General features: G+C 67.9%; 14 protein-coding genes. All 14 read right to left on the bottom strand.

Going from position 1 to position 12,197, the window contains the following annotated elements; translation table 11 throughout:
- Positions 1-114: 114 nt before the first annotated feature.
- Complete coding sequence (lgt, locus tag ABLE94_RS03815) at positions 115-2,013, bottom strand: prolipoprotein diacylglyceryl transferase (RefSeq protein ID WP_348808082.1); 1,899 nt, start codon at positions 2,011-2,013, stop codon at positions 115-117.
- 33 nt (positions 2,014-2,046) lie between these two features.
- Positions 2,047-2,868, bottom strand: a complete 822-nt coding sequence (gene trpA / locus ABLE94_RS03810; protein ID WP_348808081.1) for a tryptophan synthase subunit alpha — start codon at positions 2,866-2,868, stop codon at positions 2,047-2,049.
- Positions 2,865-4,154, bottom strand: a complete 1,290-nt coding sequence (gene trpB / locus ABLE94_RS03805) for a tryptophan synthase subunit beta (protein WP_348808080.1) — start codon at positions 4,152-4,154, stop codon at positions 2,865-2,867. Before trpB ends, trpA begins: the two co-directional genes overlap by 4 nt.
- A gap of 60 nt (positions 4,155-4,214) precedes the next feature.
- Positions 4,215-5,033, bottom strand: coding sequence for an indole-3-glycerol phosphate synthase TrpC (gene trpC, locus ABLE94_RS03800; protein ID WP_348804014.1), 819 nt, complete (start codon positions 5,031-5,033; stop codon positions 4,215-4,217).
- A gap of 108 nt (positions 5,034-5,141) precedes the next feature.
- Positions 5,142-5,942, bottom strand: a complete 801-nt coding sequence (locus tag ABLE94_RS03795) for a TIGR02234 family membrane protein (RefSeq protein WP_348808079.1) — start codon at positions 5,940-5,942, stop codon at positions 5,142-5,144.
- Positions 5,935-7,536, bottom strand: coding sequence for an anthranilate synthase component I (locus ABLE94_RS03790; RefSeq protein WP_348808078.1), 1,602 nt, complete (start codon positions 7,534-7,536; stop codon positions 5,935-5,937). Before ABLE94_RS03790 ends, ABLE94_RS03795 begins: the two co-directional genes overlap by 8 nt.
- Positions 7,533-7,712, bottom strand: a complete 180-nt coding sequence (locus ABLE94_RS03785; protein WP_348804019.1) for a tautomerase family protein — start codon at positions 7,710-7,712, stop codon at positions 7,533-7,535. The genes ABLE94_RS03790 and ABLE94_RS03785 overlap by 4 nt, the downstream gene beginning before the upstream one ends.
- Positions 7,713-7,714: 2 nt before the next feature.
- On the bottom strand, positions 7,715-8,125 hold the full coding sequence (hisI, locus tag ABLE94_RS03780) for a phosphoribosyl-AMP cyclohydrolase (protein ID WP_348804020.1): 411 nt from the start codon (positions 8,123-8,125) through the stop codon (positions 7,715-7,717).
- Between the two features lie 3 nt (positions 8,126-8,128).
- Entirely contained in the window at positions 8,129-8,929 is an 801-nt protein-coding gene (gene hisF / locus ABLE94_RS03775) for an imidazole glycerol phosphate synthase subunit HisF (RefSeq protein WP_348804021.1), read from the bottom strand.
- Complete coding sequence (locus tag ABLE94_RS03770) at positions 8,926-9,813, bottom strand: inositol monophosphatase family protein (protein ID WP_348804023.1); 888 nt, start codon at positions 9,811-9,813, stop codon at positions 8,926-8,928. Before ABLE94_RS03770 ends, hisF begins: the two co-directional genes overlap by 4 nt.
- Positions 9,810-10,553: a bifunctional 1-(5-phosphoribosyl)-5-((5-phosphoribosylamino)methylideneamino)imidazole-4-carboxamide isomerase/phosphoribosylanthranilate isomerase PriA gene (gene priA, locus ABLE94_RS03765; protein ID WP_348804024.1), complete on the bottom strand. Its 744-nt coding sequence runs from the start codon at positions 10,551-10,553 to the stop codon at positions 9,810-9,812. The genes ABLE94_RS03770 and priA overlap by 4 nt, the downstream gene beginning before the upstream one ends.
- Before the next feature lie 74 nt (positions 10,554-10,627).
- Positions 10,628-10,906 (bottom strand): hypothetical protein, encoded by a 279-nt coding sequence (locus ABLE94_RS03760; RefSeq protein ID WP_348804025.1) that lies wholly within the window; start codon positions 10,904-10,906, stop codon positions 10,628-10,630.
- Positions 10,903-11,550: an imidazole glycerol phosphate synthase subunit HisH gene (gene hisH, locus ABLE94_RS03755; RefSeq protein ID WP_348804026.1), complete on the bottom strand. Its 648-nt coding sequence runs from the start codon at positions 11,548-11,550 to the stop codon at positions 10,903-10,905. The genes ABLE94_RS03760 and hisH overlap by 4 nt, the downstream gene beginning before the upstream one ends.
- The gene (hisB, locus tag ABLE94_RS03750) at positions 11,547-12,194 is read right to left on the bottom strand and encodes an imidazoleglycerol-phosphate dehydratase HisB (protein WP_425476136.1); all 648 of its coding nucleotides are present in this window, start codon (positions 12,192-12,194) and stop codon (positions 11,547-11,549) included. Before hisB ends, hisH begins: the two co-directional genes overlap by 4 nt.
- Between the last annotated feature and the right edge of the window lie 3 nt (positions 12,195-12,197).

The following is a 12,197-nucleotide window of genomic DNA, read 5'->3' as shown; positions in this document are numbered from 1 at the left end:
GGTGCGCTCGTTGCAGTCGGCGCGGCAGGCGTTGTCCGACAGTGAAGTCGGACGCCATCCGAAGTCGGGCGTCGTCAGGTGAAGTCGAGCGTCGTCAGATGAAGTCGAGTGTCGTCAGGAGTCGGAGGAGCGCCGGTCCGCGGATTCGGCGGGGGCCACCTCGTCTGCCGAGGCGGCGGGCGTGTCGTCCGCGTCGTCCGTGGGCTGGTCGTCGGTCTCTGTCTCCCCCGCGTCGTCTGACTCCGCGGCGGTCTCCGTCTGCCCGGTGGTATCCGATTCCGGCGGTGTCCAGGCCGTCGCGTCGGCGACCTCGGCAGTGCCCTCGATGATCTCGGAGTCGTCGACGGGATCGTCGACGATGACGACATTGGCGTCGGAGCTCGAACTCTCGGAATCGTCCGCTTCCGGGGTCCACGCAGTGGCGTCGGCGACCTCACCGGTGCCCTCGATGATCTGCGAGTCGTCGACCGGGTCATCGACGTGGATCACGTCGGCCTCGGATTCGGTGGCATCGGAAGCGCCGTCAGTGTCGGACTGAGCGCCGTCAACGTCGTCGGGAGCGCTGTCAGTGTCAGACTGAGCGCCGTCAACGTCGTCGGGAGCGCTGTCAGTGTCAGACTGAGCGCCGTCAACGTCCTCGCGAGCGCTGTCAACGTCCTCCGGAGCGCTGTCAGTGGTGTCGGGAGCGCTGTCAGTGGTGTCGGGAGCGCTGTCAGTGGTGTCGGGAGCGCTGTCAGCGTCAGACTGAGCGCTGTCAACGTCAGACTGAGCGCCGTCAACGTCCTCGCGAGCGCTGTCAACGTCAGACTGAGCGCTGTCAGTGTCAGGCTGAGCGCTGTCAGTGGTGTCGGGAGCGCTGTCAGTGTCGGACTGAGCGCTGTCGGCGTCCTCGGGAGCGCTGTCGGTGTCGGACTCGACGGCACGGTCCTCGTCGGCCTCTTCCAGGCCCTTGGCGATCACCTGGGTATCCGTCGCGTCGTCGCCGGCATCGGTCGTCTGGGCGTCGTCGTCGAACTCTTCGGCGTCGTCGTCGAACTCTTCGGCGTCTTCCTGAACCTCGCCGTCCTGAACCTCGTCGTCCTCGTCCTCGTCGACGTATCCGACGGCGCCGAGCGCCTCGAGTTCTTCGGCGCGGTCCGCATGGTACATCTCCAGCCCGCGCTCACGGCCCTTGGTCGCCACCACGAAGTAGATGGCGGCCGCCACGAACAGCAGTGCCGAGGTGAAGACGTTGATACGGATTCCCGCGATGAAGGTGTAGACGGTGTCCGAGCGCAGCAGCTCGACGATGAACCGGCCGGCGCAGTAGCCGGCGACGTACAGGGCGAACAGACGCCCGTGGCCGATGCGGAACTGGCGATCGATCAGTACCAGGGCCAGCACGATCAGCAGATTCCACACCATCTCGTACAGGAAGGTGGGATGGACGATCGCGTACACTTGACCGGTCGAGGTGCCGTTGATGAGTCCGGGACCGGTCTGGTAGCCGTCGGAGCGCTCGAAGATCTCCAGGCCCCACGGCACGGTCGTGTCGCGTCCGTACAGCTCCTGATTGAAGTAGTTCCCGAGGCGACCGATGGCCTGCGCGAGCAGGATCGGTGGGGCGATCGCATCGCCGAACGCCGGCAACTTGATCCCGTGTCGGCGACACCCGATCCAGGCACCCAGGGCACCGAAGATCACCGCACCCCAGATTCCGAGACCACCGTCCCAGATCCGCAGGGTGTCGATGGGAGACTTCCCACCGTCGCCGAAATAGATCTGCCAATCGGTGAGGACGTGATAGATCCGGCCGCCGATCAGTCCGAACGGGACGGCCCAGATGGCGACGTCGAGGACCTCACCGGGCTGGCCCCCACGCGCGATCCACCGGCGGTCCCCCCACCAGACGGCCAGGATGATGCCGACGATGATGCACAGCGCATAGGCACGTACCGGGACCGGGCCCAGATGCCACACACCCTGCGGTGGACTCGGGATGTAGGCGAGCAACGTCGTTGTCGGCGCGATCACGCCTGACACCCTAGCCGACCGCTGACGGCCTGCTCACCGCGGTGGGGTCGGATGAGCCACACCGTCGGCGAGCTCGGAAACCAGCGCATGCAGGGCACCGGGACTCTGCGCGGCAGCGCTGACCAGCGCCGATCCGACGATGACGCCGTCGGCGTAGGAGGCGATCTCGGCGGCCTGCTCACCGCTGCGCACACCGAGGCCGACACCGATCGGGATGTCGGAGTACTCGCGCACCCGCGCACACAGTTCGGGCGCCGCGTTCGACACGGTGGTGCGGGCACCGGTGACACCCATCGTCGATGCCGCGTAGACGAATCCGCGACACGAGTCGATGGTCAGGGCGAGCCGTTCCGGCGTCGAGGACGGGGCGACCAGGTAGATCCGGTCAAGGCCGTACTCGTCGGAGGCGACGTGCCAGGCCTGCCCCTCCTCGGGAATGAGGTTGGGGGTGATCAGTCCGGCTCCGCCGGCATCGGCGAGATCGTGGGCGAAGCGTTCCACGCCGTACTGCAGGATCGGATTCCAGTAGCTCATCACCACGGCCTGCCCACCCGCACCGGTGATGGCCCGGACCGCGGCGAACACGTCACGGACCCGCACCCCGTTGGTCAGGGCAAGATCGGCGGCCTCCTGGATGGTCGGACCATCCATCACCGGATCCGAATAGGGAATGCCGACCTCGATGATGTCGCAGCCCGCCTCGACCATCGTGGTGAACGAATCGATCGATGCGGCGACCGTCGGATACCCGACGGGCAGGTAACCGATGAGCGCCGCACGACCCTGCTCGCGACACTTCTCGAAGACCGGCGACAACCGGGACGGACCGACGTGGGCGATGGTGCTCGGGGTCATCGGGCGTGCGCTCCTGCGGATGTGTCGGTGTCATCGGTGTCGGTCGGCTCGTCGAACAGGTGGAACCATCGCGCGGCGGTGTCGACATCCTTGTCGCCACGACCCGAGAGGCTCACGACGATGATCGCGCCCTCACCCAACTCACGGCCGAGCTTGAGGGAACCGGCCACCGCATGCGCCGATTCGATCGCGGGAATGATGCCCTCGGTGCGACTCAGCAGGGCCAACGCCTCCATCGCCTCCGTGTCGGTGATCGGCTGATACTCGGCCCGGCCGATGTCCTTGAGGTAGGCGTGCTCGGGTCCGACCCCCGGATAGTCCAATCCGGCCGAGATCGAATGCGATTCGATGGTCTGACCGTCCTCGTCCTGCAGCAGGTAGGAGAAGGCGCCCTGGAACGCACCGGGAGTACCGCCGGTGAATGTGGCCGCATGCCGGCCGGTCTCGACGCCGTCGCCGGCCGCCTCGTAGCCGACCAATCGCACACCGGTGTCGTCGATGAACGGATGGAAGATGCCGATGGCGTTGGAGCCGCCGCCGATACACGCGGTCACCGCGTCGGGCAGGCGTCCGGCCTGCTCGAGGATCTGAGCACGCGCCTCGAGTCCGACGATGCGTTGCAGATCGCGGACCAGCATCGGGAACGGATGTGGGCCCGCCGCGGTACCGAAGCAGTAATAGGTGTTGTGCGCATTGGTGACCCAGTCACGCAGCGCCTCGTTGATGGCGTCCTTGAGGGTGGCCGAGCCGGTGTCGACGGCGATGACCGTGGCGCCGAGCAGCCGCATCCGGGCGACGTTGAGGGCCTGTCGTTCGGTGTCGACGCGGCCCATGTAGATGATGCATTCCATACCGAAGAGGGCACATCCGGTGGCGGTGGCGACGCCGTGCTGGCCCGCGCCCGTCTCGGCGATGATGCGTGACTTGCCCATCCGGCGCGCCAGCAGCAACTGCCCGAGCACGTTGTTGATCTTGTGAGATCCGGTGTGGTTGAGGTCTTCTCGCTTGAGGAAGATCCGCGCTCCGCCGGCCTCCGAGCTCAGCCGGGTCGCCTCGTACAGCGGTGACGGGCGCCCGACGTAATCGCGTTGCAGCCGATCGAGTTCGGTGAGGAAGCCATCGTCGCTGCGCAGCTTCTCATACGAGGTGGTGACATCATCGATGACGGCCATCAACGCCTCGGGGACGTGCCGGCCACCGTACTCCCCGAAATGCCCGCCCTCGTCGGGTTCGATCGACGTGCGGGTTGCCACACCCTTACTGGCCGTAGGAAATTCGGTCGTCACAGGAGACCTCACTGCAGTCACGTCACCACGGCCGCATCCGGCGTACGCCGAATGAGGCTGTCAGCGAACAGGTTTCGGACAAGATGGATGGGTTCCGGCGGTCACCAGCTCGGACACCGCGGTGCGCGGGTCACCGCTGGTCACCAACCCTTCGCCCACGAGTACCGCGTCGGCGCCGGCACCCGCGAACGCCAGCAGGTCGGCGGTACCACGAACGCCGGATTCGGCGACGCGGATGACCTTGGTGGGTAGCCCCGGGGCGATCCGCGAGAAATTGTCACGGTCGACCTCGAGGGTCTTGAGATTGCGATTGTTGACGCCCACCACCGACGCACCCGCTTCGAGTGCGCGATTGGCCTCGTCCTCGGTGTGCACCTCGACGAGTGCCGTCATGCCCAGACTCTCGGTGCGGTCGAGCAGCGACGCCAACACATTCTGTTCCAGCGCGGCGACGATCAGCAGGATCATGTCCGCACCGTGGGCGCGGGCCTCGTGGATCTGGTACGGCCCGACGATGAAGTCCTTGCGCAGCACCGGAATGTTCACCGCGGCACGCACCGCGTCGAGGTCGGCGAGAGAGCCGCGGAATCGTCGCTCCTCGGTCAGCACGCTGATGATGCGCGCGCCACCGGCCTCGTAGGCGGTGGCCAATTCGGCCGGATCGGCGATGGTCGCCAGATCACCCTTCGACGGGCTGGCGCGCTTCACCTCGGCGATCACCCCGATACCGGGCTGTCGGAGCGCGGCCATCACGTCTTTGGGGTCGGCGGCCTGCTCGGAGGCCGCTTTGACGGCGGCGTAATCGACGACCGCTTCACGCGCGGCGACGTCGGCCTTGACTCCCTCGATGATCGACTCGAGGACGTTCGGCATGCTCACGACAGCTGGTTACCTTTCGACGATCTTGCCTCCACCAGGGTAGACGGACGCCTCGGAGCCATCGTGACCGGGGCGAACATCAGGCGGATCGGCCGCGGGACGGGCCCATCACCGCTGATCGGTGGGATCGATGCCGGTGTCGAGCGCGTCCCACATCATGCGTTCGTTGGCCTGCTTTCCGGTGGCGGCGGTGCCGTCGGTCGCCGAGTTGTCGGCGTCCTCCGCGTTATCGGCGGCGGCCTTGCGTCGTTTGTGCTCGGCGAAGATCTCCCGTTCGAGTTCCTCCCGCCGTGCCGCCGGCGTGGTGTACTTCGACGACATCGCCGCACCGGAGGCGGCGCGCAGCAGCAGAATGCCCGCCAGCACGCAGCAGACGGTGCCGGCGATGACGACCGCGGCGACCCAGCCGTTGGTCGTGGTCAGTCGCACCACGTACTTGTCGGCCAGGTCGATGGCCCGCGCCGCATACAGCGAATCCGACGAGCTGGTTACCATCGACAACGCCGGGAACGCCGCCAGCAGACCGCCCACGGCCACCAGCACGGCGAGCAGCCGCAACCCCCAGCCGCGCAACGAGAACGCCGCGAGGATCGCCGCCAGCAACACCAGTGCCAGCGGGGTCAGCCACGGACTCCAGTCGGCTCCCTTGACGGTCATGTAACGGTCCGGGGACATGCCGTCGCCGGCGAACACCGTCGCCCACGTCAGCCGCGACGACACCCAGAACAACAGGGCGCCGAGTCCCAGCAGGATCGCCGCGATGACCTTGGTGCGCCGCACGCGGGCGGCTCGGGTGGTGGTCGTGCCGGCGGTGTCGGTCGTGTCCGTGTCGGCGGCGCCTGCCGGTTCGGTGGTGCCGTCCGGTTCGGTGGTGCCGTCCGGATCGGTGGGTGTGGAGTCGTCAGTCATCGTCGGAGATCTCCGCGGCGCCGCCGCCGGCGGTGCCGACGCGTCGCATCGTCGACGCCGCCGCCACCGCGTTCAGCACGGCGGTCGCCTTGTTTCGTGCCTCGTTGTATTCGTAGTCCGGGTCGGAGTCGGCCACCACGCCACCGCCGGCCTGCACGTATGCCCGTCCCCGCGACATCAGGGCCGTGCGGATGGCGATGGCGGTGTCGGCGTTGCCGGCGAAGTCGAGGTAGCCGACGATGCCGCCGTACAGACCGCGACGGGTGAGTTCGTGTTCGTCGATCAGTTCCATCGCCCGCACCTTGGGCGCGCCGGTGAGAGTTCCCGCGGGGAAGCAGGCGGTGACGGCGTCGAGTGCGTTCTTGTCGTCGCGCAGGGTCCCCGACACCGTCGACACCAGGTGCATCACATGGCTGTATCGCTCGATGTGCCGGTAGTCGCTGACCTTCACCGTGCCCGGTCGGCACACCCGGCCGAGGTCGTTGCGGCCGAGATCGACGAGCATCAGGTGTTCGGCGTTCTCCTTCTCGTCCTCGATCAGACCCTTCCCGAGGAGCTGGTCTTCCTCCTCGGTCGCGCCACGCCATCGGGTACCGGCGATCGGGTGCGTGGTGGCGACGCGGTCGTTCACGGTGACCAGGGCCTCCGGGCTGGATCCGACCACGGTGAACGGGTCGCCGTTGATGCCGGGGATGCGCAGCAGATACATGTACGGGCTGGGATTGGATGCTCGCAGCACGCGGTACACGTCGAGGGGGTCGGCGTCGCTGTCGATTTCGAAACGCATCGACGGCACCACCTGGAACGCCTCACCGGCCTCGATCTCGCCGACCAGGTCACGCACGATCTCGTGATACTCCTCGCGGCTGCGCTGGACCCGGTAGTCGGGTGTCGGGTGGTCGAACAACGACACCGTCGAGGGGGCAGGGGCGGCGAGGGCCTCGGTCATCCGGTCGAGACGTTCGAGGGCGTCGGCGTAGGCCTGTTCGACGCGGTCGTCGGAACCGTCCCAGTTCACCGCGTTGGCGATCAGGGTGATCGTCCCCTCGTGGTGATCGACGGCGGCGAGGTCGGTGGCCAACAGCATCATCAGGTCGGGCAGATGCAGATCGTCGACGGTGGTCTCGGGCAGACGCTCCAACCGACGCACCATGTCGTAGGCCATGAACCCGACGAATCCGCCGGTCAGCGGCGGCATGTCGGGCAGCGGATCGGTGGCCAGCAGACGCAACGATTCGGCCAGCACGGTCAGCGGATCGCCGTCGACCGGGGCTCCGGCCGGAACCGCACCCCACCAGCTCGCCTTGCCGTCGACGACGGTCAGCGCCGACGGTGCGCCGGCACCGATGAACGACCACCGCGACCAGCTGCGCCCGTTCTCCGCGGACTCCAGCAGGAACGTGCCCTCACGGTCTCCGGCGAGCTTGCGGTATGCCGACAGCGGCGTCTCCGAATCGGCCAGCACCTTGCGGGTCACCGGCACCACCCGGTGATCGGCGGCGAGGTCGAGGAACTCCGCGAGGGTCGTGGTCGTGGCGTGATCGGCTCCGGCGCGGTGGGAACCGGCGTGCTCGTCGGCGGGAGTGTCGCTCATCCGAGGGGCTCTCCGCCCACGCCCCACTGGCCCCGCGGGATCTCGTTGATCGTGACCCACACCGAATCGGGATTCTTGCCGGTGGCACGGGCATAGGCGTCGGTGACCGCGGCGATCGTCTCGCGCTTGACCCGGTCCGACAATCCGGGGGTCTGCGAGATCTGGATCAGTGGCATGACTAACCTCCGCCTTTCGTGGTTTCGTGTGCTGCCTCGATTGTCTCAGGCCCGACGGCCTCGGCAGCCGCGAACTCCGACAGCAGCGAGTCGGTGTCGAAGCAGCTGTGATTGCCGGTGTGGCAGGCCGCGCCGACCTGGTCGACGACGAGCAGGACGGTGTCACCGTCGCAGTCGAGGCGGACGTCGTGCACCGACTGGGTGTGCCCGCTGGTCTCCCCCTTGACCCAGTACTCCTGACGGGACCGCGAGTAGTAGGTGGCCCGCCGCGTCTGCAGGGTGCGTTCCAGAGCGACGTCGTCCATCCACGCCACCATCAGCACGATGCCGGTCTCGCGTTCCTGGGCGACGGCCGCGAAGAGACCGTCGGCGTTGTGCTTGAGCCTGCCCGCCAGTTCCGGTGGTAACGCCATGTCTCAGACCTCCATCGGGGTGTCTCGTGCGGTGCGAATGGTGATGCCCTCCGCGGCCATCGCATCCTTCACCTCGCCGATCGTCAGTTCGCCGAAGTGGAACACCGAGGCGGCCAGGACCGCGTCGGCGCCGGCCTCGACGGCCGGGGCGAAATCGCCGACCTTTCCCGCGCCCCCGCTGGCGATGACCGGGACGTCGACCGCGGCGCGCACCGCGCGCAGCATCCGCAGGTCGAATCCCTGCTTGGTGCCGTCGGCGTCCATCGAGTTGAGCAGGATCTCCCCGACGCCCAATTCTTGTCCGCGCCGGGCCCATTCGACGGCGTCGATGCCGGTGCCCTTCCGGCCACCGTGGGTGGTGACCTCCCAGCCGGACGGGGTGGGTGCGCCGTCGGCGGGCACGGTCCGGGCATCCACCGACAGCACGATGCACTGCGACCCGAAGCGGCGGCTCATCTCGGCGAGCACCTCCGGGCGTGCGATCGCGGCGGTGTTGACGCTGACCTTGTCGGCGCCGGCACGCAACATGGTGTCGACATCGTCGACGGTCCGGATTCCGCCGCCGACGGTGAGCGGGATGAAGATCTGCTCGGCGGTGCGCCCGACCACCTCGATCATCGTCGACCGTCCCGAACTCGATGCGGTGACGTCGAGGAAGGTGAGTTCGTCGGCACCCTCGGCGTCGTAGCGCGCCGCCAGTTCGACCGGGTCACCGGCATCACGCAGGTTCTGGAAGTTGACGCCCTTGACCACCCGACCGTCGTCGACGTCCAGGCAGGGAATGACACGAACCGCCAAGGTCATGAGCTCTGCTCCTTCGTTTGCGTCGGCGCCTTCTCGTGCGACTGCGCCTGCGCCGAGCCGGCGGTGTCGAGCCGGTCCACGCCGAACACCTCGTTCACAACGGCCATCACCTCCCGGTGAATTCCGGGGGCGCCGGCCACCAGCGACGGCGAGGCGACCGTCCAGTCCGCCCCGGACAGATCGGTGGCCACTCCCCCGGCGCAGCGCACCAGCGCCGCCCCGGCGGCGTTGTCCCACGGGTGTCGCCCGAAGGCGATGGATGCACCGAACGCACCCGTCGCGGCATACGCCATGTCGATTCCGGTGCTTCCGGTCATCCGCAGCCGCGCCACCCGCCCGGACAGCGCGCGGATCAATTCGGCGCGGCGTGCCCCGGGATAACGCCCACCGTGCCCCACGTTGAACGGTCCGAAGCCGATCGCCGACTGCGACAACGACTCCGGCGGTCGCGCGTCGACCGGTTCGCCGTCACACAGGAGCCGGCCGCCGGCGTACCCGGCGAACCGCTGACCGGTCAGCGGCAACCAGGTCAGCCCAAGGACGCTCTGGCCGTCGACGAGCAGGGCCAGCAGAATCCCGGTCAGCGGAATCCCCGACGAGTAGTTGTAGGTGCCATCCACCGGGTCGAGAACCCAGACGGCGCCCTCGTCGACCGGAGGACCACCGAATTCCTCACCGTGGACGCCGATTCCGGTGCGCTGCGCCAGTTCGCCGGAGATCCGGCGTTCCAGATCGAGATCCACCTGGGTGGCGAAATCGGTGTCGCCCTTGCGGACCGCGCTCGGGGCACCCAGACCCGCGACGAACTGATCACCGACTCCGTCGAGGATCGTGCCGGCGACGTCGAGCAGTCGCGGCAGATCCAGGTCGGCGCCTCCGGTCACCGGCCGCCGACCGCCGTCAGCGCCTCGGGCAGGGTGAACCGCCCGGCGTAGAGGGCCTTGCCGACGATGGCGCCTTCGACGCCCTGATCGACCAGCCCGGAGATCGCGACGAGGTCGTCGAGCGCGGACACGCCACCGGAGGCGACGATCGGCGCGTCGGTCGCGGCGGCCACCTCGGCGAGCAGTTCGAGGTTGGGGCCGGCGAGGGTGCCGTCCTTGGACACGTCGGTGACGACGTAGCGAGCGCATCCGTCGCCGTTGAGACGTTCCAGGACCTCCCACAGGTCACCACCGTCGGTGACCCAGCCGCGTCCACGGAGCCGGTAGGAGTTGCCCTCTCGGATCACGTCGAGGCCCACGGCAATGCGATCGCCGTACTTGTCGATCGCGCGGGCACACCACTGCGGATTCTCGAGGGCTGCGGTTCCGAGGTTGACCCGGGTGCAGCCGGTCGCCAGCGCGGCGTCGAGGGACTCGTCGTCACGGATACCGCCGGACAGTTCGACCTTCACGTCGAGTTCGCCGACGACCTCGGCGAGCAGGTCGCGATTGTTGCCGCGACCGAACGCGGCATCCAGATCGACGAGGTGGATCCACTCGGCGCCGTCCCGCTGCCAGGCGAGTGCGGCCTCACGCGGTGAGCCGTAGGAGGTTTCGGTGCCGGCGGCGCCCTGCACCAGGCGTACGGCCTGCCCGTCGGCGACGTCGACGGCGGGCAGCAGTTCGAGAGTGGTTCCCATGGAAGTTGGTGAGTCCTTTGTGTTGAGTATCCGGAGCGGGTCGAGAATCCGACCGTTGTCTGGTGCGACGTCGCCTAGTCCGGTGGACCTTCGCCGCGTGAAGCGCGAATCGCCTTCTCCGCCTTGCCGATCTGATAGCGGGAGGTGAATCCGATCGCGGCGATCATGGCCAGCACCGCGACCAGGGCGGAGACGAGTCCGGCGGTCGGATTCCATTTGGCCATGCCGAGGATGATCGGAATGAACAGCACCAGGACGATGGCGCCGGCACCGAGCACGTAGACGACGAACCGCCCGTAGGAGAAGCGGTACTCCTCCGCCGGAGTGTCGGGGGTCTTGGGAGATTCGGTCATGACAGACTCTCGATCCAGTTGCGGAGCAGCTGGGCCCCGGCGTCACCGGACTTCTCCGGATGGAACTGGGTGGCGCTCAGTGGTCCGTTCTCGACGGCGGCAAGGAACTTGCCGCCGTAGTCCCCCCAGGTCAGCTTCGGTGCCCGCAGTGCGGTGCCGTCGTTGTCCATCTCCCAGGTCTGCGCGGCGTAGGAGTGCACGAAGTAGAAACGGGTATCGGCGTCGAGGCCGTGGAACAGTACGGAGTCGTCGGGGGCGTCGACGGTGTTCCAGCCCATGTGCGGCAACACCGGCGCCGGCAACCGGGTGACCGCGCCCGGCCACTCGCCGCACCCGTCCGCCTCGACGCCGAACTCCACACCCTGCTCGAAGAGGATCTGCATGCCCACGCAGATCCCCAGCACCGGGCGGCCACCGGCGAGGCGTCGGCCCACGATCCGATCGCCCTTGACCGCCCGCAGACCCTCCATGCAGGCCGCGAATGCACCCACGCCGGGGACGACGAGTCCGGTGGCGTTGAGTGCAGCATCGAAGTCGCTGGTCACGGTGACCTGACCGCCGACACGTTCGAGGGCCCGGTGCGCCGACCGGAGGTTGCCGGAGCCGTAGTCGAGGACGACGACGTCCGGGCCGGTCGTGCTCATAGGGCTCCCTTGGTCGACGGCACACCCGAGGTGCGCGGGTCGTACTCGGTGGCTTCACGGAGCGCGCGGGCGACGGCCTTGAACTCGGCCTCGGTGATGTGGTGCTGATCGCGGCCATAGAGCACCCGCACGTGCAGGGCGATCCGGGCGTTGAGGGCGATCGACTCGAAGATGTGCCGATTGATGACCGTCGAGTACGGCACACCCGGGTAGCCGCCGATCACCGCGGTCAGCAGGTGATCGGGTTCGCCGGTGTGCACGCAATACGGCCGGCCGGATACGTCGACGACAGCGTGGGCGAGGGTCTCGTCCATCGGGATGAAGCAGTCACCGAACCGGCGGATGCCCTTCTTGTCACCGAGTGCCTGGCCGAGGGCCTGACCGAGCACGATCGCGGTGTCCTCGATGGTGTGGTGGCCCTCGACGTCGACGTCGCCCTGGGCCGCCACGGTCAGGTCGAAACTGCCGTGCTGGCCGAAGGCGTTCAGCATGTGGTCGAAGAAGGCGATCCCGGTGGAGATGTCGGTCTTGCCGGTGCCGTCGAGGTTGAGTTCGACGGTGATCGAGGACTCCTTGGTGGCCCGCTCGACACGTGCGATGCGCGGCGTCGGCTGCGTCGCCGACGAGGTGGTCGAATCCTGCACTGT

The sequence above is a fragment of the Gordonia sp. VNK1 genome (assembly GCF_040049135.1).
Lineage (GTDB): Bacteria > Actinomycetota > Actinomycetes > Mycobacteriales > Mycobacteriaceae > Gordonia > Gordonia oleivorans.
This window is presented reverse-complemented; position numbering and strand designations above follow the sequence as displayed.

Bases quoted from the DNA above. Each gene is read 5' to 3' on its own strand.
- trpA (WP_348808081.1), bottom strand. From the start codon at position 2,868: ATGACCCCGAGCACCATCGCCCACGTCGGTCCGTCCCGGTTGTCGCCG.
- ABLE94_RS03795 (WP_348808079.1), bottom strand. From the start codon at position 5,942: ATGACTGACGACTCCACACCCACCGATCCGGACGGCACCACCGAACCG.
- ABLE94_RS03790 (WP_348808078.1), bottom strand. From the start codon at position 7,536: ATGAGCGACACTCCCGCCGACGAGCACGCCGGTTCCCACCGCGCCGGA.
- ABLE94_RS03785 (WP_348804019.1), bottom strand. From the start codon at position 7,712: ATGCCACTGATCCAGATCTCGCAGACCCCCGGATTGTCGGACCGGGTC.
- hisI (WP_348804020.1), bottom strand. From the start codon at position 8,125: ATGGCGTTACCACCGGAACTGGCGGGCAGGCTCAAGCACAACGCCGAC.
- hisF (WP_348804021.1), bottom strand. From the start codon at position 8,929: ATGACCTTGGCGGTTCGTGTCATTCCCTGCCTGGACGTCGACGACGGT.
- priA (WP_348804024.1), bottom strand. From the start codon at position 10,553: ATGGGAACCACTCTCGAACTGCTGCCCGCCGTCGACGTCGCCGACGGG.
- ABLE94_RS03760 (WP_348804025.1), bottom strand. From the start codon at position 10,906: ATGACCGAATCTCCCAAGACCCCCGACACTCCGGCGGAGGAGTACCGC.
- hisH (WP_348804026.1), bottom strand. From the start codon at position 11,550: ATGAGCACGACCGGCCCGGACGTCGTCGTCCTCGACTACGGCTCCGGC.